This is a genomic window from Streptomyces sp. NPDC102259 (assembly GCF_044766465.1).
Lineage (GTDB): Bacteria > Actinomycetota > Actinomycetes > Streptomycetales > Streptomycetaceae > Streptomyces.
This window is the reverse complement of sequence record NZ_JBIWMA010000010.1, coordinates 182,306-202,517: the sequence shown is the minus strand read 5'-3', so window position 1 is coordinate 202,517 and position 20,212 is coordinate 182,306. Positions and strand designations below refer to the sequence as shown.

Below are 20,212 nucleotides of genomic sequence, written 5' to 3'. Positions count from 1 at the left end.
CTCAGCCCACCCCCCGCGCGTGCTCGACGACGGCCGCCCCGCGGCGGGGCAGGACGACGCCGACCAGATCGATGCGGACGCCGCCCGGCGGGGCTCCTCCGTGTGCCTGGATCCACCGCTCGGCCAGGCCGCGCAGGCGTTCGGCCTTCTCGGGCGTCACCGAGGCCATCGGGTGCTGGAATCCACCGCCGCTGCGGGTCTTCACCTCGCAGACGACCAGGACGTCTCCGTCCCTGGCGACGATGTCGATCTCACCGGTCCTGCCGCAGCGCCAGTTGCGCTCCAGGACCGTCATCCCGGCCTCGGCCAGCAGCCGTGCGGCCAGTTCCTCGCCGTACCTGCCGAGTGCGCCTCGGGCCAGATCCGTGTACGTGTTCATGTGGGCACCACCTCCGGCACCCACGCTCACGCATCCGCCGCCACGGAAAGGATCTTGGTGGAGAACCCGACGGCTGTGGATAACCCCGTCACCCGCACGGGCGCTCCACGACGGGGATCAGCTCCCCGGAAGTTCCAGATCGCTCTTGTTGAGCTCCTCGATGTTCACGTCCTTGAACGTGAGCACCCGCACCTGCTTCACGAACCGGGCCGGCCGGTACATGTCCCACACCCAGGCGTCCGCCATCGACACCTCGAAGAACACCTCGCCCTGGACCGAGTGCACCTGCATCTCGTAGTCGTTGGTGAGGTAGAAACGCCGCTCGGTCTCGATCACGTATTTGAACAGACCGACGACATCGCGGTACTCCCGGTAGAGCTTCAGCTCCATCTCGGTCTCGTACTTCTCGAGGTCCTCGGCGCTCATGGCATGTTCCCCTTCAGCCGTGCGATCTCCCCATTGTGCGCCAGTCCCGCGCGCCCCTAGACGATTTCCGTGTCCAGGGTTACGGGTCCGGCCGGAGGACCTTCGTCGAGCAGCCTGCGCAGCAGCTCGGCGAGTCTGGTCGGATACACCGTCTCATGTGCCTGGGTCAGTTCCTGACACGTCCACCAGCGCGCTCCGGCGACACTGCGCCGTTCCAGCTCGGTCAGGGCCGTGGCACGGGTCGCCGTCACCGTCGTACGGGCCAGGTAGTACCACTCGTCCTGGTCCCAGCGGCGGCCCGCGAACGGGAAGGAACACATCCGCCGCCACAGCACCGGGCCGAGCTCGACCTCGGTGATGCCGGTCTCCTCGACGAGTTCCCGCAGAGCCGCCTCCTCACGGGTCTCGTCGCCCTCCACACCGCCGCCGGGGGTGAACCACCAGTTGTCGGCGGGGTCGTCCGGTTCATGGCCGTGCAGCAGGAGGATGCGGTCCTGCGGGTCGAGGAGGACGACCCTGGCGACCTTGCGCAGCCCGCCCTCGTAGGAGTCGACGCCCGCGCCGGTCGGCTCGTCCGTGGTGTCAGCGGGCACCGGCCGCCCCCGGCCGGGCGCGGCGGCCGGACGTCCGCTTGGCGATCGGACCGTACGCCGCGCCACCGAGGACCAGCACGCCACCGGCGACGATCAGCCAGCCGATCGTGCCCAGCGGGCCCGGCTGGGAGAGGGCGCCGAGCGTCGTGAAGCCCGTGGGGCGCTCCAGCATGCCGTTCATGGGCCAGACGACGGCGTCGACCCGGGCCGCGACGGCGCTGCGCGCGACCGTGCCCTGCGCCGCGTCCGTGAGGTGGGCGGTGGAGTCCAGGGAGCCCTCCCGCTCGTCGCCGAGCAGGAAGAGCCTGCCGTCCGGAACCTTCACGGTCGGGATGTTCTTGTTCTCGGCGAGGCTGCCCGCGGGCAGATACGGTTCCTCGATCTGCTTGCCGTTGACGGTCAGCTTGCCGTCGGTGCAGCAGGAGACCGTGTCGCCGCCGACCGCGACGACCCGCTTGACCACGGGCGCGTTGCTCGCCCAGGTCTTGTCGGTGAAGACGACGACGTCCCCGCGGCGCACCTCGTCACCGTCGACGCGCTGGGCCAGCACCCGGTCGCCGGCGGCGATCGTCGGGCTCATGGAGCTGGTGGGCACCGTGTACGGCCGGTAGATCAGGGCGCCCCAGCCGAATCCGCCGAGGAACAGCACGAGGCCCAGTGCGACGGCCAGTCCGGACAGACGCTGTCCGGTCCGGCTGCCCACCGGGCCACTGCTGGTGCCACCGCCACTGTGCGGGGCCGTACGCGTAGTGCTCTCGCCACCCATGGATCCGCACCCTACCCGGCGGTACCGAACCGGGTCAGCCCTTCTTCGCCGGTCTTCCCGAGCCTTGGTCACAAGCTTGGGAAAGGGTTTGCCGAGTGGCGGCCGGCGCGGAAGCCGGAAGGTCAGCGGGCCGCGGAGTCCTCCGTGCGCCGACGACGCCACAGGACCACCGGGACGACGCCGACGAAGGCGAGGCCCTGCGGGGCGACGGTCAGCGCCGCGGACCCCGCGGACTGGGTGTTCAGACCGTCCTGGTCGAAGGTGTCCGGCACCGGCAGCGTGCCCCAGCGGGTGATCGGCCAGGCCTTGACGACGGCACGGCCGACGACCTGGTCGACGGGCACCATGCCGTGGTTCTTGTCGGACTGGTTGTAGCGCGAGTCGCGCGAGTTCTGCCGGTGGTCGCCCATGACCCAGATGAAGCCCTTGGGCACCTTCACGGTGAACTGGCCGCCCTGGTCGTCCTGGCTGCACGGGGTGTTGCCGGGGTACACGTACGGCTCGTTCAGCGCCTTGCCGTTGACCGTCAGCGGGCCGGTGCCCTTGCACGAGATGGTGTCGCCGCCGACGCCGACGACCCGCTTGATCAGGTCCTTCTCCTCGGCGGACGGCATCAGGCCGATCCAGCTGAGGACGGTCTGGAAGGCGTTGGGATCGGCCGTGGCCTCGCCCGCCAGCCAGTTGTCGGGGTCGTGGAAGACGACGACCTCGCCGCGCTCCGGCTCGGACCCGAACCACGGGGTCAGCTTGTCGACGAGGACCCGGTCACCCTCCTTGAGGGTGTTCTCCATCGAGGCGGACGGGATGGAGAACGCCTGCACCAGGAACGTCTTGATCAGCAGCGCGAGGACGAGCGCGATGCCGATCAGGATCGGCAGCTCCTTCCAGAAGGAGCGGGGCTTCTTCGGCTTCGGGGCCGGGCCTCCCGACCCCTCGCCACCGGTCCGGGGCGGCTCGTCCGCCGGCGGGCCGTCGCCGCCCGCCGCCGGGTCACTCCCGGAGGTCACGGCGCTGTCGGAAGCCGGGTCGGCTGCTTCCACAGGATGACCGCGGTGCTCCTCGCCGTCGTGCCCGGACCGTGCGCCAACCGCCACATCCCCCACGCCAACTCCTCACTCTGTGCCGCTGCCTGCCCCACGTACGGCGCAGGACCACCACTCCCATAACGAGCGGGAGTTCCGCAGGGGTCGGGAGTTGTCGAATCGATCCGTTCGGATCGCCGGGAGCAACCCTATGCGACAGCTGGGCGGCCGCGGTCGCCGTGGCGGCCGAGCCCGAGACGGATGCGAAAGTTTGCGGTTCCTTGAGGCGGACCCAGTGCCCCAGCGGCCAGGCGATGACCATGGCCCGCCCCACCACCTCGTCCTCCGAGACGGTGCCGCCGTAGTCGGTGTTCTGATGGGCCCGGGAGTCGGCGGAGTTGGCCCGGTGGTCGCCCATCACCCACAGCCGCCCCTGGGGGACGGTGATGTCGAAGGACGTGCTGGAGGGGTCGTTGCCGGGATACAGATACGCCCCCTCCTCCAGGGGTACGCCGTTGACGGTGACCCGCCCTTGCGTGTCACAGCACACGACGCGGTCGCCGCCCACCCCGACGATCCGCTTGATGAGGTCCTTCTCGTCGTCGGACGGCAGCAGACCGATGAAGGTGAGCCCTTCCTTGATCTGCTTGACGCCGACCGGGTCCTCCTTCTTGGTGGTGGTCTGCTCGTCGTCGAGCCAGCCGCCGGGGTCCTTGAACACGACGACGTCCCCGCGCTCGGGCTTGGAGCCGAACCACGGGGTGAACTTGTCGACCAGGACACGGTCGCCGATCCGGATCGTCTGCTCCATGGAGCCGGACGGGATCACGAAGGCCTGCACGAGGAAGGTCTTCAGGACCAGGGCTATCAGGACGGCGACACCGACCAGCAGCGGTATCTCGCGGACGGCCGAACGCCTGCGCTTGCGCTTGACCTTGCGCTGGAGCTTGCGCCGCTCCGCGCGCGTGCGGCCGCCACCGCCCGAGCTGGAGGTGCGTCGGGCGCCGGTGGGCAGCAGGTTGTCCGCGGCGCTGGTCGGGATGCCGCGCGGCTTGCCGCGGTTACCCATGGGCACCCTCCGCGCCGGGCACGCGCGCGTAGGCGCTCGGGCGGGACAGGTGGGTGAGGTGCGCGTAGGGCCAGAGGATCCAGTCGGCGCGGCCGATCACCCGGTCGACGGGGATCATGCCGCCGCCCGGTGAGCCGAGGTGGTCCCGGGAGTCGCTGGAGTGACTGCGGTGGTCACCGAGGACGAACAGGGTGCCGTCGGGCACGTCCACGTCGAAGTCCACCGTGGACGCACGGTCGCCGGGATACAGGAACGTCGACTCGTCGACCGACCGGCCGTTCACCTTGATCCTCCCCTCCTTGTCGCAGCAGACCACGTGATCTCCCCCTACACCCACGACGCGCTTGATGTAGTCGAAGTTCCCGAAGTACCCGGCGCCGTCGAACACGACGACATCGCCGCGCCGCGGCTCGGCACCGAAACGGTACGCCAACTTATTTACGAGAACGCGGTCGCCGATCCTCAATCCGTTTTCCATGGATCCGCTGGGAATCTGGAACGGTTGCACCACGAAAGCGTTGAGGACCAGCAAAAACAGCAGGCAGATCAGCAAGGTCAGACTGATCCGGCCACCCGGGAGCCACCCCGTGATCCGCGCCACCAACGCGAAACGCGACCGTCCCTCCGGTCCCTCCGCCTCCGGGGCCGTCTCCTGGGAGACGTCCGCCGGAACGGAAGGGTGGGAGGAGCGGTCGCGCTCCGTCGTCGGCTGAGCTTCGGTGTCCATCGGGGCCAGATGCTATCCGGCCGCTCTATGAACTCCCGAGGGCGCTCAGTTGTCGCGCTTCTCCTTGATCTTCGCGGCCTTGCCGCGCAGCTCACGGAGGTAGTAGAGCTTGGCACGACGCACGTCACCGCGGGTGACGAGCTCGATCTTCTCGACGATCGGGGTGTGCACCGGGAAGGTGCGCTCGACGCCGACGGAGAAGGAGACCTTGCGGACCGTGAAGGTCTCGCGGACACCGGCGCCCTGGCGGCGGATGACTACGCCCTTGAACTGCTGCACACGGGAGCGGTTGCCCTCGATGACGCGGACGTGGACGTTGACGGTGTCACCCGGGCGGAAGGCCGGGACGTCGCTGCGCAGCGACGCGGCGTCGACAGAGTCGAGCAGGTGAGACATTTCGTCTGCTTTCTTCGCTGATGCCACAGGTCATCAACGGAACTAGATGTTCAAGGATTGAGTGCCGTGTGCCCGTCGAGGCGGGCGTCGTGTCCCCCTGCGGCAGGGGCGCACACCGGACGGCGCACAACAACGGCCTATTCTTCCACGCTGTCGGTCCTGCGCCAAAATCGACCGTACGGCGCACCCTCCGGGTCGGGCGTCCAGCCCAGGATGGAGAGCATCTCGCGGTCCTTCTTGTCGAAGGTCTTCGGCTCGCAGCGCTCGATCAGGTCGGGCCGGTTGGCCGTCGTGCGCCGCAGGGCCTCGTCGCGGCGCCAGCGGGCGATCTTCCCGTGGTGCCCGCTGAGCAGCACCTCGGGGATCTCCCGGCCGCGCCAGGCGGGCGGCTTGGTGTAGACGGGGCCCTCCAGGAGGCTGGCCATGGCGCCGGGGGCGAAGGAGTCGTCGCGGTGGGACTCGGCGTTGCCGAGCACACCGGGCAGGAGTCGCGCCACGGCCTCGGTGACGACCAGGACGGCGGCCTCCCCGCCGGCCAGGACGTAGTCGCCGATGGAGACCTCGTAGACGGGGATCCGGGTGGCGTACTCGTCGATGACCCGCCGGTCGATGCCCTCGTAGCGGGCCGGGGTGAAGATCAGCCAGGGGCGCTCGGAGAGCTCGACCGCCAGCTCCTGGGTGAAGGGCCGGCCGCTGGGGGTCGGGACGACGATCGCGGGCGCGTGTGAGCCCCGCTCGTAGCCGTCGGCCAGGACGGTGTCGAGGGCGTCGCCCCAGGGATCGGTCTTCATGACCATGCCGGGCCCGCCGCCGTAGGGGGTGTCGTCGACCGTGTTGTGCCGGTCGTACGTCCACTCCCGCAGGTCGTGCACCTGTACGTCCAGCCGGCCACGCGCGCGTGCCTTGCCGACGAGGGAGACGTTCAGCGGGTCGAGGTACTCGGGGAAGATCGTGAGAACGTCGAGGCGCATTACGGCCGGTCCCCGTCCGCGCTCTCGTCCTCGTCCCGTGAGGACGCGATCTCGGCGCGGTCGTCGATCAGACCGGGCGGCGGGTCGATGACGGCCCGCTGCTCCTCGAGATCGATCTCGGTGACGATCGACTCGACGAAGGGGATCATCACCTCGCTGCCGTCGGGCCGCTCGACGATGAAGAGGTCCTGCGAGGGCAGATGCGAGATCTCGGTGATCCGGCCGACCTCGGCGCCGTCCTTGGTGACCACGTCCAGGTCCATCAGCTGGTGGTCGTAGTACTCGCCGTCCTCCTCCGGCAGCTCCTCGGGATCGACCTCGGCGATCAGGAGGGTGTTGCGCAGGGCTTCGGCGGCGGTGCGGTCCCGCACCCCCTCGAAGCGCAGGAGGAGACGACCGCTGTGGACGCGGCCGGTCTCGATGGTCAACGGGCCGGTCGAGGCCGGGTCCGTGGCCAGGACGGCGCCGGGCCCGAGCCGCTGCTCGGGCTCGTCGGTGCGTACCTCGACGGTGACCTCGCCCTTGATGCCGTGGGCGCGGCCGATCCGCGCGACTACGAGCTGCACTTCTGAAGATCTCCTGTCGTACCTGTCGTCACGACTGCCGTAACGACTACGGGCCGGGGACGGCCCAGTGGCCCTCCCCGGCCCGAGCCGGTGCTGCGAAACGCGTCAGCGAACGTGATCCACGTCGACGAGGTCGACGCGGACGCCACGGCCGCCGATGGCGCCCACGACGGTGCGCAGAGCGCGTGCGGTGCGGCCGTTGCGACCGATCACCTTGCCGAGGTCGTCCGGGTGGACCCGGACCTCGAGCACCCGTCCGCGGCGCAGGTTGCGCGAGGCGACCTGCACATCGTCGGGGTTGTCGACGATGCCCTTCACGAGGTGCTCAAGCGCCTCTTCGAGCATGCTGCTCAGGCCTCGGTCGACGCGGACTCGGCGGCAGCCTCGTCCTTCTTCTCAGCCTTCTTCTTCTGGGTGATGGCCTCACCCTTGCCCGAGTCGTCGCCACCGAGGGCCTCGAACACCGGGCGAGCCTTCTTCGGCTCGGCGACGAGCAGCGGCGCCGGGGCGGGCTCGCCCTTGAACTTCTGCCAGTCGCCGGTCTTCTTCAGAATGGCGAGCACGGGCTCGGTCGGCTGCGCGCCGACACTCAGCCAGTACGCCACGCGGTCGCCGTCGACCTCGATGATGGACGGGTGGTACGTCGGCTGGTACTTGCCGATCTCCTCGATCGCACGACCGTCACGACGGGTGCGGGAGTCGGCGACGACGATGCGGTAGTGAGGCGCGCGGATCTTGCCCAGACGCTTCAGCTTGATCTTGACTGCCACGGAAGTGGTGTCTCCTGGTCTTGACGTGGTTGGGCACGGCGAGATGGCCGCGTGGGGTTGCGGTACCCGAGTGCCCGATGGACGCGTCAGCCGGAGGAGAGAGGGGTCCTGTGCGACTGTCGAGTACAGCTAGCCATTGTGCCACACCGCGCGGGCCCCTTCCGGCCGCGGGTGGTCTGCGGGCATGCGGCAGCGACGCCCGGCGCTTGCGGGGCGCCGCCTTCGACGGCCCCCCGCACCACGCTGAACCGGCAGCCACGAGATGCCGGTGCATGACGGCAAGCGCCTAGGCCGCGCCCGCGATCTCCGGGATCCGGAACGGCTTGCCGCAGCCCCCGCACACGATCGGCGCTTGGGCGAGGACGGACGGCACGACCCGCACATTGCGGCCGCAGTCGCACACGGCCTTGACCCTGACGCCGCCGCCGGAGGAGCCGTGCCGGGCCGCCGGGCCGCGGAAGGTACGGGTGGTGTCGGCGGAGGTGGCCGCCAGGTGGGCCTTGAGGGCCCGCTGGAGGCGCTCGATCGTCGGGCGGTAGCGCCGCTTGGCCTCGGGGTTGAGCGTGACCAGGGAGAAACCGCTGCTGGGGTGGGGTTCCTCGGGGTGGTCCAGCCCCAGCTCCTCGGCGATCGCGAGGAATCTGCGGTTGTGGTAGCGGCCGGCGCGGGAGGTGTCGCGGACGCCACGGGCGGCGGCGATGCCATGGACTGCCTCGTGAAGCAGTCGCTCGAAGGAGAGCTCGTGACCGCAGGCGGACGACGACTCCCCGATCAGGGACTCTGGCGCGGCAAGATCCGGCAGCTCGGGGTGGTACCGCTGAATGTCGGCCCACGCCTCTGCCAGTTCTGCGGCGAGAACAGGTGGTGTCTGTGTCGTGCTCACGTAATGACAACGAGCGGGGGTGCCCCAGTGTTCCTATTCCGGGCCATCCCAAATAATTTGCACGTACCCGTCAGTTGCCGCTGATGCGTCCTGACGAGGGCGGGTGCGCTGATCTGCGGAGAAGCCTCACAGCTCCTACCAAGCTGGTGCGTAGGCCCACGTACGACCCGGCGCGTAGACGAGGTCCGCGCGCCGGGGTAGGGATGTTCCGCAGGGGCGCAAGAGGCGTTTCGGTCGCTCTCGCGAGCGGAGGGCGCTGCCTCAGTAAGCGCGTGCGACGATCGCGACGTTACCGGGGGCGTCCCCGTCGTCCGGCACCGACCCGTCCTCCGCGATCAGACACCGTACGGTCAGCGACTGCTCGGCCAGCCTGGCCTCGCCTTCTTCGCCGAGCGTCGCCCACGGGATGCGCGCCCAGCCGCCGGCGACGGCCGCCTCGGCCGCCTCCTGGATCGTCGACACGTCCGTGGTGCGGGATTCGCGGCGCTCGCGGGACTGCTTCAGCAGCAGCGCCTGGTCCTCCTCGAGGAGGACGGGCAGCATGCCTACGAGCGCGTCGATCGCCACCGGCTCCTTGCCTCCCGGGATGCGGCGGGCCAGCATCGCGGTGCCGTTCTCCAGGTCACGGGGGCCGATCTCGACGCGGACGGGCACGCCCTTGAGCTCCCAGTCGACCGCGCGCCGCCCGAAGGGGACGTCGGTGCGGTCGTCGACCCGGACGCGGAGCCCGGCCGCCTTCAGCCGGTCGCCCAGCTCGTGGACCTTGGCCAGAACCGCTTCGTCGCCCTTGATCGCGAGGACGACGACCTGGACCTGCGCCAGCCGCGGCGGCACCCGCAGACCGTCGTCGTCGCCGTGGGTCATCACCAGGGCGCCGATCATGCGGGTCGTCGAACCCCAGGAGGTCTGCCAGACCAGCTCCTGGGTGCCCTCCTTCGACAGGTAGCGGGTGTTGAAGGCCTTGGCGAAGTTCTGGCCCAGCTCATGGCTGGTGACCATCTGGAGGGCCTTGCCGTCGCCCATCATGCTCTCGAGTGTGAGGGTGTTGACGGCGCCCGCGAAGCGCTCCTTGACCGTCTTGCGGCCGGAGACGAAGTCGATCGCGAGGACGTTCTCCAGGAAGTCGCCGTAGACCTCGCGCTGGATGCGCGCGGCGAAGTCGCGGGCCTCCTCGTAGGTGGCGTGCGCCGTGTGCCCCTCCTGCCAGAGGAACTCGGACGTCCGCAGGAAGAGGCGGGGTCGCAGCTCCCAACGGACCACGTTGGCCCACTGGTTGATCAGCAGGGGCAGGTCGCGATAGCTCTGCACCCACTTGGAGAAGTACTCGTTGACGATGGTCTCGGAGGTGGGCCGGACGACCGCCGGCTCCTCCAGCTCCTTGCCGCCCCCGTGCGTCACCACGGCCAACTCGGGCGCGAATCCCTCGACATGGTCCGCCTCGCGGGTGAGGTAGGACTGCGGGATCAGCAGCGGAAAGTACGCGTTCTCGGTGCCCGTCTCCTTGATGCGGGCGTCCATCTCCGCCTGCATCCGCTCCCACAGTCCGTAACCGTACGGTCGGATCACCATGGTGCCGCGCACCGGCCCGTTGTCGGCCAGTTCGGCCTTGTTGATCAGATCCTGGTACCAGCGGGGGAAGTCGTCCGCCCGCGGGGTGAGAACGGGAGCCTTTGCCATGGCGCGATGGTACGGCCCCAGGTTGCCGGGATGTGAATTCTCGCCACAGGCACAGCGAGTGCGCAAAGGGGTGCCCGAGACCTCTGGACGCCGCCGCGTACGGGGAGTTACCTGGCATACGGGGGAAGTGCGAGCGCACTGCACGGGGGCCACCTGATCGGAAACTGCGGCAACTCTCGGCGGATTGGGGCGCTTATCCATGACACCTACGCTCGTGCGGCAGCACCTACCACTCGCGGGGCCGACGCCCCGCGCGGACCCGGGTGCACGCGCGCGTGACTGGTCGGAGATCCAGGAGCGGATGCTGGTCCCGCTCTACGAGGCCGTCTACGAGCGACTCGTCGTAGGGCCCGGCACCCGGCTCCTCGCCCTCGGCTGCGGCTCCGGGCTCGCCCTGCTGATGGCGGCCTCCCGAGGCGCTGCGGCCCTCACCGGTGTCGAACCCTCCTCCCCCGAACGGCTGACCCTCGCGCGCGAACGTCTGCTGCCGAAGGAGCCCGGGAGGGGGCCCGCGGGCCCGCGCGGGGACGGGGGCGGCATCCGGCTCACCGACCGGCTGCCGAAGGACGTGGTCGGCGCGGGCACGCGCGCGTACGACGTGGTGACGGCGTTCGAGCCGATCGGATGTCTCGCGGGCGACGCGGACGGGCTCGGCGCTCTGCTCGCGGCCACGAGGCCGTTCGCCGCGCGCGGGGCGCCCGTGGTGCTCGTCGGCTGGGGTCCGCCGGAACGCTGCGCGACGTCCGCGGTGTTGCGGGTCGCGGTCAAGCTGGCCGATCCGCTGCGCGGCGGCACGGTCCGGCTGCGCCCGGCGCGGCGCGACGACCTGGAGGAGGTCGCCGGGCGGGCCGGTCTGAAGCCGGACGGATCGGGGCGGGTGGCCTGCCCCTTCGGGTACGCCGACGTGGAGAGCGCCCTCAAGGGCCTGCTGTCCACCGGGCTGTTCGACGCGGCGATCGCGGCGACGGACCAGGCGCAGGTCGACAAGGAGCTGACCGAGGCGCTGCACCCGTACCGGCGCGCGGACGGGACGGTGTGGATGCCGAACGTGTTCCGGTACCTGATCGCGCGGACTCCCTGAGGCGCACCGGGTTCCCACGTCGCGGGCACCCCGGCATGCGCCGAGGGCGCCCCTCGCGGTGAGGGGCGCCCTCGGCGCGTGGAACGGACCCGATCTCGGCCGGATTCCGATCCTCAGCCCATGAACTTCTTGAACTCGTCCGGCAGCTCGAAGTCCTGGGCGCCCTGCTGCGGCAGCCCGAGGGCGTTGCCGCCCTGGGCCTGGGCCTCGCGGCGCTGGGCCTCCTCCAGCTCCTGCTGCTTGCGCTTCATCGGGTTGCCGGAGCGCTGCTTGCCCTTGGCCTGCTTCGGCTGCTTCTTCTGGCGGCCGGCGCCGCCGCCCATGCCCGGCATCCCCGGCATCCCCGGCATGCCGCCGCCCTGGGCCATGCGGGACATCATCTTGCGGGCCTCGAAGAACCGCTCGACCAGGCCCTTCACCGCGCTGACCTCGACACCGGAGCCCTTGGCGATACGGGCGCGGCGCGAGCCGTTGATGATCGTCGGTTCGTGGCGCTCGGCCGGGGTCATCGACTTGATGATCGCGGCCGTGCGGTCGACGTCACGCTCGTCGAGGTTGGCGATCTGGTCCTTGATCTGGCCCATGCCGGGCAGCATGCCGAGCAGCTTGCTGATGCTGCCCATCTTCCTGACCTGCTCCATCTGGGCCAGGAAGTCGTCCAGGGTGAAGTCCTGGCCCTTCTTGGACGCCAGCTTCGAGGCCATTTTCTCGGCCTCTTCCTGACTGAACGTCTTCTCCGCCTGCTCGATCAGGGTGAGCAGGTCACCCATGTCGAGGATGCGGGAGGCCATCCGGTCAGGGTGGAAGGCGTCGAACTCGTCGAGCTTCTCGCCGTTCGACGCGAACATGATCGGCTTGCCGGTCACCGAGGCGATCGACAGGGCCGCGCCACCGCGGGCGTCGCCGTCGAGCTTCGACAGCACGACACCGTCGAAGCCCACGCCGTCGCGGAAGGCCTCGGCGGTGTTGACGGCGTCCTGGCCGATCATCGCGTCGACGACGAAGAGGATCTCGTCGGGCGAGACGGCGTCGCGGATGTCCGCGGCCTGCCGCATCAGCTCGGCGTCGATGCCGAGGCGGCCGGCGGTGTCCACGATCACGATGTCGTGGACCTTGACCTTGGCGAACTCGATGGAGTCCTTGGCGACCTGGACCGGGTCGCCCACCCCGTTACCGGGCTGCGGGGCGTACACGGCCACGCCGGCGCGCTCGGCGACGACGCTGAGCTGGTTGACGGCGTTGGGGCGCTGGAGGTCACAGGCGACGAGCAGCGGCGAGTGGCCCTGCTCCTTCAGCCAGCGGCCGAGCTTGCCGGCGAGGGTCGTCTTACCGGCGCCCTGGAGGCCGGCCAGCATGATCACGGTCGGCGGCTGCTTGGCGAACCGCAGCCGTCGGGTCTCGCCGCCGAGGATCGTGACGAGTTCGTCGTTGACGATCTTCAGGACCTGCTGGGCGGGGTTGAGCGCCTTGGAGACGTCGGACCCGAGGGCACGTTCCTTGACGTTCTTGATGAACGTGCGGACGACCGGCAGAGCCACGTCGGCTTCGAGGAGCGCGATGCGGATCTCGCGCGCCGTGGCGTCGATGTCCGCTTCGCTCAAGCGCCCCTTGCCGCGCAAGTTCTTGAAGGTCGCTGAAAGGCGATCGGAGAGAGTATCGAACACGGCGGCGTCGGTCCTCGGAGTCGGGGGCAGTCTGAGCGTCTTCCAGGGTATCCGGCCGCGCAAGACATTCGTCCCCGCCTGCTGTATTTCAGCGGGCGGGGACGCGTGCCACGCGGCACACGGTCACGCCCGCAGCGTCTCCTCCAGCTTGCGGGTCACCGAGGCGGCCTCGTCTGCGGGCAGTGGCGCGCCCTCGGCTCCGGTGACGTAGAAGGCGTCCACGGCGTTCGCGCCGAGGGTCGAGACGTGCATGCTGCGGACCCGCAGACCCTCGTCCTCCAGGGCCTGTCCGATCCGGAACAGCAGCCCCGGCGCGTCCTGCGCGCGTACTTCGATGACCGTGGCGTGCCGAGAGGCCGCCGAGGCGACCGTCACACGCGGCGGCGGCGCGACCACGCCCCGCCGGCGGGGGTAGGCGGCGTCCCGTTCCGCGAGCCGTCCGGCGATGTCCAGCGAGCCGTCCAGGGCGCGTACGAGGTCGGCGCGCAGCCGGGCCGCCTGGGGCAGGGAGCCGTACTCGGCGGCGACCCGCCAGTTCAGCAGCAGGACGGAGCCCTCGACACCGCTCGGCAGGTCCAGGGCGCGCAGCTCGGCGGTGCGGACGGTCAGCCGGTGCATGGCGAGGACACCGGCCACCGCGGGCAGCACGCCCGCCTGGTCGGGCACGGCGATGAGCAGTTCCACGCCGAGCGGCTCGGGGTCGTCCGCCGGCCGGTCCTCCGTCGGGGGCTCGGTCTGGGCGCGCAGGGCCAGCACCGGGCTGCTGGTGGCGACCGCCTCGATGGCGAGCCGTTCCTGCTCGGCGGTGGGCGCGGCGGCGTCGGGCTCTTCGGGCTCGTCCCCGGCCAGCACCGCCCCGACCCGCTTGACCAGGTCCGCCACGAGCGAACCTCGCCAGGAGGACCAGGCGGCGGGACCGGTGGCCAGCGCGTCCGCCTCGGTGAGCGCGTGCAGCAGCTCCAGGGTGCTCTGCGAGCCGACCGCGTCGGCGACCGAGCGGACCGTGGCCGGGTCCTCCAGATCGCGCCGGGTGGCCGTCTCGATCAGCAGCAGGTGATGCCGTACGAGCGTGGAGAGGACGGCGACCTCGGCGCGGTCGAAGCCGATCCGGGCGGCGACGTCCTTGGCGATGATCTCGCCCGCGACCGAGTGGTCTCCGGGCCAGCCCTTGCCGATGTCGTGCAGCAGGGCGGAGACCAGGAGGAGGTCGGGGCGGCTGACCCGGCGGGTGAACTCGGAGGCGCGCACGGCCGTCTCGATGAGATGCCGGTCGACGGTCCAGATGTGCACGGCGTTGCGTTGCGGGCGGCAACGCACCCGCTCCCAGTCGGGCAGCAGCCGCGTGATCAGGCCCTCGGCCTCCAGCGCCTCCCAGACCTCGATGGTGGGCTGGCCCGAGCCGAGCAGGGTCACGAGCTGCTCGCGGGCCTCGGCGGGCCAGGGCGTGGGCAGCGGGCGCACGGTGGCGGCGAGGCGCCGTACGGCGTGCAGGGAGAGCGGGAGGCCGGCCTGCGCGGCGGCGGCCGCGGCGCGCAGCGGGAGCACGGGGTCGCGTTCGGGGCGGGCGGCACGGGCGAGCACCACCTCGCCGTCCTGCTCCACCACCCCTTCGGCCAGCGGAGAGCGCTCGGTGACGGGCTTGCCGCCCCCGAGCATGGCGCGCAGCCGCGGACGCACGGCGCGCGACCGCAACACGCGCCCCACTTCGCGCCAGGTGACATCACTCGCGTACGAGATGACGCGGGCCGCCTCGTACACCTGCCGCAGCAGCGTGTCGGCGTCCAGCAGGCCGAGCTCGACGGCCACCTGGTCCTGTTCCTGGAGGGCCAGGCGGTCGGTGGCGCGGCCGGTGGCCAGGTGCAGGGCGTCCCGCACGTCGAGGAGCCGGCGCCGGGCGTCGTCGAGGCCCTCGCGGGGCGCGTCGGCCAGCCAGGAGGCGGCGACGGCCCGCAACGCGGTGGCGTCCCTCAGGCCGCCCCGCGCCTCCTTCAGGTCCGGCTCCAGGAGGTACTGGAGCTCACCCTGACGTTCGGCGCGCTCGGCGCAGAGTTCCTGGAGCTCGGGGAGGCGTTTGGGCGCCTGGTTGCGCCAGTCGGCGAGCACGGCCGTCCGCAGTCCCGCGGTCAGCCCGGGGTCGCCGGCGAGGTGGCGGGCGTCGAGGAGGCCGAGCTGGACCTTGAGGTCCTCCCCGGCGGTCTTGCGGGCCTCCGCCGGGGTGCGGACGGAGTGGTCCAGGGCGAGGCCCAGGTCCCACACGGGGTACCAGAGCCGGTCGGCGAGGGCGGCGACCGCCTTGGGGTCGGCGCCGTCGTGCAGAAGGAGGAGATCGAGGTCGCTGCGCGGGGACAGCTCGCCCCGGCCGTAGCCGCCGACGGCGACCAGGGACACGCCCTTCAGGTCCTCGGTGCCCGCCGTGAAGAGCCCCGACAGCCAGTCGTCGGTCAGTTCCGCGAGGGCGGAACGGCGCGGCGGCCCGGACCGCGCCCCCTCGGTGAGGAGGCGCAGCCGGGCCGCCGCGTAGCCGCTGGGTCCCGAGTCCTCTGCATCCTTGCGCACGTCCGTACTCGTCACCCAGTGACTCCTGTTCTGTTCTGCCGTCAGAGCGCGTCCGGGCCGCGCTCGCCGGTGCGGACCCGTACGGCCGTCTCGACCGGAAGGGACCAGACCTTGCCGTCACCGATCTTGCCGGTTCGTGCGGCCTTGACGATGACGTCGATCAGCTGCTCGGCGTCGTCGTCCTCGGCCAGCACCTCGATGCGGATCTTGGGAACGAGGTCGACCGTGTACTCGGCGCCGCGGTAGACCTCGGTGTGTCCCCGCTGACGACCGTAACCGCTGGCCTCGGTGACCGTCAGGCCGTGGACGCCGAAGGCCTGCAGGGCTTCCTTGATCTCGTCGAGCCGGTGCGGCTTCACGACGGCGGTGATGAGCTTCATGCGTCCACCTTCTTGCTCGCGTCGGTGACCGCGGTCGGGGGGAGGGCGGTCGTGCGGACGCCGCCACCGGCCCCGCTGAAGTCGTATGCGGTCTCGGCGTGCTCGGCCTGGTCGATGCCGGCCACCTCGTCGTCCTCGGAGACCCGCATGCCGATGGTCTTGTCGAGGAGGAAGGCGAGGATCGCGGAGACCACCAGCGAGTAGGCGAGCACCGCGAAGACGCCGGCGCACTGCTTCCACAGCTGGTCGAAGGAGTGGTCGCCGTAGAAGACGCCGGTCGCCGTGGACTGGCCCTTGCCGCTGGCGAAGAAGCCGATCAGCAGGGAGCCGACGACACCGCCGACCAGGTGGACGCCGACGACGTCGAGCGAGTCGTCGTAGCCGAACTTGTACTTCAGGCCGACGGCCATGGCGCACAGCAGACCGGCGATGGCGCCGACGGCGATCGCGCCGAGCGGGGTGACCGCACCACCCGAGGGGGTGATGGCGACCAGACCGGCGACCGCGCCGGAGGCGGCGCCCAGCGTGGTGAACGCGCCGTGGCGGATCTTCTCGTAGACGAGCCAGGCCAGCATGGCGGCGGCGGTGGCGACCTGCGTGTTGACGAACATCAGCGCGCCGACGCCGTCGTCGTTGCCGAGCCACGAGCCCGCGTTGAAGCCGAACCAGCCGAACCACAGCAGACCGGCGCCGAGCATGACCAGCGGCAGGCTGTGCGGACGCATCGGGTCCTTCTTGAACCCGACGCGCTTGCCGATGACGAGGATCACGCCGAGGGCTGCGGCACCGGCGTTGATGTGCACCGCCGTACCACCGGCGAAGTCGATGACACCCAGCTCGAAGGCCCAGCCGCCGGCGCCCCAGACCCAGTGCGCGACCGGGAAGTAGACGACCGTGACCCACAGGGCGACGAACAGCGCCCACGCGGAGAACTTGACGCGGTCGGCGAGGGCACCGCTTATCAGGGCGGGCGTGATGATCGCGAACATCATCTGGAAGACCATGAACACGAAGATCGGGATGGTGTAGCCGTCCCACAGCTCCGTCAGGCCGATGTTGCTGAGGCCCACCCAGTCGGAGTTCCAGCCGATGAGGCTGCCGGAGTCGGTGCCGAAAGCGAGGGAGAAGCCGTACAACACCCACAGGATCGTGACGATCCCGATGCTGATGAAGCTCATCATCAGCATGTTGAGCGTGCTCTTGACGCGGACCATGCCTCCGTAGAAGAAGGCGAGGCCCGGGGTCATGATCAGTACCAGGGCGGAACAGATGAGCATGAAGCCTGTGTTCGCGGACGACAGCGTGGGTGCGTCCGCCGCAAGCGTGATGGCGGCCTGTGCCATCGGCGTCTCCTCGTCGTAGGTACGGCCCCGTGCGGGCGAAGCCAGAGCGGGTCGTGAGGGGTGGGCCGGTTATGCGCCATGAGATTCGCGCAGCGCGGTTTCGGTCGAAGCCCCTCGTTGTTTCGCCGCTGTGACGAAGGTGCCTTGTGCGTTACGCCTCGATGAACTGGCAGATGTTCGTCGAGTGGATCGTTATCGTGGCGCAACCTTCGGAGAACGCAACAAACCGGCCGCGGGCGGCCTTCCGAATGACCTGGCTGGGGGAGCCGAGTCGGGCAGTTCGGGAGGGCCGGCCGCGGCCGGAGTTCCTGGGTTCTGCTGGGTCCTGCTCTGTGGATCGGCCGGATCAGACCGCTTCGGCCGTCTCCGGCAGCTCGATGGTGAGCCGCTCGGTCAGGTCCACGACCTCGGAGAGATCCCCGAAATCGCGTACGGCGCTGTCGACCGTCTTTCGGATACGAGTGTTGACGCGCTCGGAGCGCACCTTCTTGGCCTCCTTCATGGCCTGTGTGGCGAGGGTGGCGCTCTGCGCGGGCTCGCGCTGGAGGAGGTGCACCGTGGCCATGCCGATCAGGTTCAGCACATACGACCGCTGGTGGTCGTGGTCGCCCTCGAACAGCTCCACGGCCTTGCGCATCAGGGGCTCGGCCAGCGAGGCGTAGGTGGGGCTGCGGCCGGCGACATAGGCGAGGTCGCGGAACGAGTGGCTGTTCTCGCCGTAGAGCTCGGCCTCGGAGAAGAAGCGGATCCAGTCGGGGTCCGGCTCGTCCCACTCGTCCGACTCGGCGAAGGTGTCCTCGGCCATCCGCACCGCCCGCTTGCACCGGCCGGGCTGCCCCATGTTGGCGTAGGCGCGGGCCTCCATCGCATACAGCATGGACTGGGTGCGCGGGCTCGCGCAGTCCCGGCTGCCGTACTGCGCGAGGTGGATCAGTTCCAGCGCGTCCTCGGGCCGGCCGAGGTGGATCATCTGGCGGCTCATGCTGGACAGCACGTAGCTGCCGAGCGGCCGGTCACCGGCCTCCTTCGCCGCGTGCAGGGCGAGGACGAAGTACTTCTGCGCGGTGGGCTGGAGCCCGACGTCGTAGCTCATCCAGCCCGCGAGTTCCGCCAGTTCGGCGGCGACCTTGAAGAGCCTTCGCGCGGTGGACTCGGGCTGGGGCTCCTGGAGCAGATCCGTCACCTCGTGCAGCTGCCCGACGACCGCCTTGCGGCGCAGCCCGCCGCCGCACTGGGCGTCCCACTGCCGGAACATCACGGTGGTGGACTCCAGCAGATCCAGCTCGGGCCGGGAGAGCCGGCCGCGGGCCCGGCTGGTCGGAACCGAGTCCGGCTCCTCGAGCGGGGCGGGCGGCGAGGGGACCAGCCAGCGCTGCATGGGCTCGATGAGGGACGGGCCGGCGCACAGGGCCAGCGAGGTCCCGAGGAAGCCGCGCCGCGCCAGCATCAGGTCGCTGCGCGAGAACTCGCTGAGCTGGGCCACCGTCTGCGGGGCCGTCCATGGCAGGTCGACGCCGGTCACGGAGGGTGCCTGGCGCGCGGCGCGCAGCCCGAGCTCCTCGACGGAGACGACACAGCCGAACCGCTCGGAGAACAGCTCCGACAGGATCCGGGGGATGGGCTCGCGCGGGTTCTCGCCGTCCAGCCAGCGGCGCACGCGCGAGGTGTCCGTGGAGATGTGGTTGGCGCCCAACTGACGCGCGCGGCGGTTGACTTGACGGGCGAGTTCACCCTTCGACCAGCCGCTGCGGACGAACCACGAAGAGAGCAGCTCGTTCGGGCGCTTGTCCACACCCGCAGCGTTGATTCCGCTTCCGCCGTTGCCGCTCACTGGAACGCCCCCATCCCTGAGACCACTTGTCACTGAGTGCGCCAAGCCTTATCAGAATGCCGGTAAATACGGCCCGACGTACGGTACTTGTCACCCTTCGAACGGAAAGCCGACTTGCCTCCGGCATACCCACAAGCGCATGTGCCTCCAGGACCCGCACACTCAAAGTAATCCTACGATCACGGCTCCGGCCACGAGGATCCCGGAAACGCCACCATTCGCCACCCCTTCGGATGAACTCCCGGTGGCCCGTACGCGATTCACTTGACATAGGACGGCCGGGAGTGGGCGGAGCGAAGCATTCAGGGGCGCACACGGCCCCGCACACCACCCGGAGCAATTCCAGGCGCTGCCTGGATCGAGCGGTCGACGGGTAGCGGAAGCACACAGAGTCACGATGAACGATCGCTGCGTAACCATCGGCGCGTCGAACCGTTGGAGGGGGCATGGGCTTCACGATCGGCGGCATTCGCGAGATCCGCTCCGGCGCGCGCAGGCGCGGTCGCTCGTCCGAGTGCACCGCCGTCGCCGAGTTCACGGGACTCTGGGGCTGGGACGCGGTGCCCGGCGCGCGGGCCGCGGCGGGCGTCTGCTCGTGCGGGGGCCCCGACTGCCGCGCACCCGGCGCGCACCCCCTGGCCTTCGCCCCGCGGGTGCCCGCCGGAGCCACGCTCGACGACGTGAGCCGGACCTGGTCGGAGTTCCCGGGCGCCGCGGTCATGCTGCCCGTCGGGCGCGCGTTCGACGTGATCGACGTCGCCGAGCCGGTCGGCCGTCGCGCCCTGGTCCGGATGGAGCGCATGGGACTCCCCCTCGGCCCGGTCACCGCCACCCCCGAGGGCCGCACCCAGTTCTTCGTCGCCCCCGGCGCCGCCGCCGAACTGACCGACCTGCTCTACCGCACGGGGTGGGACGACCCGACCGCCCTGGACCTGCGCGGCCTGGGCCCCGGTACGCACATCACGGCCCCGCCCTCCGACCGCGGCGGGCTCGGCCCGGTGCGCTGGCTGCGCCCACCCGCGCTCGATTCGGCGACCCGCCCACCGGAGGCCCGCCTGCTGCTGGGCACGCTGGCCTATCTGGCGCACCGCTCGCGCGCCTGAGCCGTACGG

At 70.4% G+C, this 20,212-nt stretch carries 21 protein-coding genes; 2 read left to right on the top strand and 19 right to left on the bottom strand.

What is annotated here, in order from left to right; genetic code table 11:
• Nucleotide 1: 1 nt before the first annotated feature.
• The 14 genes from ACIRPU_RS23840 to proS all read right to left on the bottom strand — a co-directional run bounded on the left by ACIRPU_RS23840 (nucleotide 2) and on the right by proS (nucleotide 10,245).
• Nucleotides 2-379 (bottom strand): YraN family protein, encoded by a 378-nt coding sequence (locus tag ACIRPU_RS23840; RefSeq protein WP_403870487.1) that lies wholly within the window; start codon nucleotides 377-379, stop codon nucleotides 2-4.
• 117 nt (nucleotides 380-496) lie between these two features.
• The gene (locus ACIRPU_RS23835) at nucleotides 497-805 is read right to left on the bottom strand and encodes a DUF2469 domain-containing protein (protein ID WP_005311352.1); all 309 of its coding nucleotides are present in this window, start codon (nucleotides 803-805) and stop codon (nucleotides 497-499) included.
• A gap of 56 nt (nucleotides 806-861) precedes the next feature.
• Entirely contained in the window at nucleotides 862-1,398 is a 537-nt protein-coding gene (locus ACIRPU_RS23830; RefSeq protein ID WP_355705162.1) for an NUDIX hydrolase, read from the bottom strand.
• The gene (gene lepB / locus ACIRPU_RS23825; RefSeq protein WP_355705163.1) at nucleotides 1,388-2,164 is read right to left on the bottom strand and encodes a signal peptidase I; all 777 of its coding nucleotides are present in this window, start codon (nucleotides 2,162-2,164) and stop codon (nucleotides 1,388-1,390) included. The genes ACIRPU_RS23830 and lepB (ACIRPU_RS23825) overlap by 11 nt, the downstream gene beginning before the upstream one ends.
• Nucleotides 2,165-2,286: 122 nt before the next feature.
• Complete coding sequence (gene lepB, locus ACIRPU_RS23820; RefSeq protein WP_355705164.1) at nucleotides 2,287-3,267, bottom strand: signal peptidase I; 981 nt, start codon at nucleotides 3,265-3,267, stop codon at nucleotides 2,287-2,289.
• Entirely contained in the window at nucleotides 3,155-4,255 is a 1,101-nt protein-coding gene (gene lepB / locus ACIRPU_RS23815; protein ID WP_403870482.1) for a signal peptidase I, read from the bottom strand. Before lepB (ACIRPU_RS23815) ends, lepB (ACIRPU_RS23820) begins: the two co-directional genes overlap by 113 nt.
• Nucleotides 4,248-4,982 (bottom strand): signal peptidase I, encoded by a 735-nt coding sequence (lepB, locus tag ACIRPU_RS23810; protein WP_385561413.1) that lies wholly within the window; start codon nucleotides 4,980-4,982, stop codon nucleotides 4,248-4,250. Before lepB (ACIRPU_RS23810) ends, lepB (ACIRPU_RS23815) begins: the two co-directional genes overlap by 8 nt.
• Before the next feature lie 45 nt (nucleotides 4,983-5,027).
• A complete protein-coding gene (rplS, locus tag ACIRPU_RS23805) occupies nucleotides 5,028-5,378 on the bottom strand; it encodes a 50S ribosomal protein L19 (protein WP_020128707.1) in 351 nt (116 codons plus the stop codon).
• Between the two features lie 137 nt (nucleotides 5,379-5,515).
• Entirely contained in the window at nucleotides 5,516-6,349 is an 834-nt protein-coding gene (trmD, locus tag ACIRPU_RS23800; protein ID WP_355705167.1) for a tRNA (guanosine(37)-N1)-methyltransferase TrmD, read from the bottom strand.
• The gene (rimM, locus tag ACIRPU_RS23795; protein ID WP_403870478.1) at nucleotides 6,349-6,915 is read right to left on the bottom strand and encodes a ribosome maturation factor RimM; all 567 of its coding nucleotides are present in this window, start codon (nucleotides 6,913-6,915) and stop codon (nucleotides 6,349-6,351) included. Before rimM ends, trmD begins: the two co-directional genes overlap by 1 nt.
• Before the next feature lie 105 nt (nucleotides 6,916-7,020).
• The gene (locus ACIRPU_RS23790; RefSeq protein WP_003973401.1) at nucleotides 7,021-7,260 is read right to left on the bottom strand and encodes an RNA-binding protein; all 240 of its coding nucleotides are present in this window, start codon (nucleotides 7,258-7,260) and stop codon (nucleotides 7,021-7,023) included.
• 5 nt (nucleotides 7,261-7,265) lie between these two features.
• Nucleotides 7,266-7,685: a 30S ribosomal protein S16 gene (rpsP, locus tag ACIRPU_RS23785; RefSeq protein WP_403870475.1), complete on the bottom strand. Its 420-nt coding sequence runs from the start codon at nucleotides 7,683-7,685 to the stop codon at nucleotides 7,266-7,268.
• 286 nt (nucleotides 7,686-7,971) lie between these two features.
• Complete coding sequence (locus ACIRPU_RS23780; protein WP_351763478.1) at nucleotides 7,972-8,568, bottom strand: hypothetical protein; 597 nt, start codon at nucleotides 8,566-8,568, stop codon at nucleotides 7,972-7,974.
• A 261-nt stretch (nucleotides 8,569-8,829) separates the two neighbouring features.
• The gene (proS, locus tag ACIRPU_RS23775) at nucleotides 8,830-10,245 is read right to left on the bottom strand and encodes a proline--tRNA ligase (protein ID WP_403870472.1); all 1,416 of its coding nucleotides are present in this window, start codon (nucleotides 10,243-10,245) and stop codon (nucleotides 8,830-8,832) included.
• Between the two features lie 199 nt (nucleotides 10,246-10,444).
• On the opposite strand from proS, the gene ACIRPU_RS23770 reads away from it, so the two are divergent.
• Entirely contained in the window at nucleotides 10,445-11,326 is an 882-nt protein-coding gene (locus tag ACIRPU_RS23770) for a class I SAM-dependent methyltransferase (RefSeq protein WP_403870469.1), read from the top strand.
• 113 nt (nucleotides 11,327-11,439) lie between these two features.
• On the opposite strand, the gene ffh is transcribed toward ACIRPU_RS23770, so the two are convergent.
• The 5 genes from ffh to ACIRPU_RS23745 form a co-directional block, all read right to left on the bottom strand.
• Nucleotides 11,440-12,990 (bottom strand): signal recognition particle protein, encoded by a 1,551-nt coding sequence (gene ffh / locus ACIRPU_RS23765; protein WP_355705172.1) that lies wholly within the window; start codon nucleotides 12,988-12,990, stop codon nucleotides 11,440-11,442.
• 123 nt (nucleotides 12,991-13,113) lie between these two features.
• Nucleotides 13,114-15,561 carry a [protein-PII] uridylyltransferase gene (locus tag ACIRPU_RS23760; protein WP_403870466.1) on the bottom strand — a complete coding sequence of 816 codons (2,448 nt, stop codon included), beginning with the start codon at nucleotides 15,559-15,561 and terminating at the stop codon, nucleotides 13,114-13,116.
• A gap of 26 nt (nucleotides 15,562-15,587) precedes the next feature.
• Nucleotides 15,588-15,926 (bottom strand): P-II family nitrogen regulator, encoded by a 339-nt coding sequence (locus ACIRPU_RS23755; protein ID WP_003997576.1) that lies wholly within the window; start codon nucleotides 15,924-15,926, stop codon nucleotides 15,588-15,590.
• On the bottom strand, nucleotides 15,923-17,269 hold the full coding sequence (locus ACIRPU_RS23750) for an ammonium transporter (RefSeq protein WP_355705174.1): 1,347 nt from the start codon (nucleotides 17,267-17,269) through the stop codon (nucleotides 15,923-15,925). The genes ACIRPU_RS23755 and ACIRPU_RS23750 overlap by 4 nt, the downstream gene beginning before the upstream one ends.
• Before the next feature lie 346 nt (nucleotides 17,270-17,615).
• Complete coding sequence (locus ACIRPU_RS23745; RefSeq protein ID WP_403870463.1) at nucleotides 17,616-19,100, bottom strand: hypothetical protein; 1,485 nt, start codon at nucleotides 19,098-19,100, stop codon at nucleotides 17,616-17,618.
• Between the two features lie 446 nt (nucleotides 19,101-19,546).
• Between ACIRPU_RS23745 and ACIRPU_RS23740 the strand changes: the two genes are divergently transcribed.
• A complete protein-coding gene (locus tag ACIRPU_RS23740) occupies nucleotides 19,547-20,203 on the top strand; it encodes a bifunctional DNA primase/polymerase (RefSeq protein ID WP_403870460.1) in 657 nt (218 codons plus the stop codon).
• The last annotated feature ends 9 nt before the right edge of the window (nucleotides 20,204-20,212 follow it).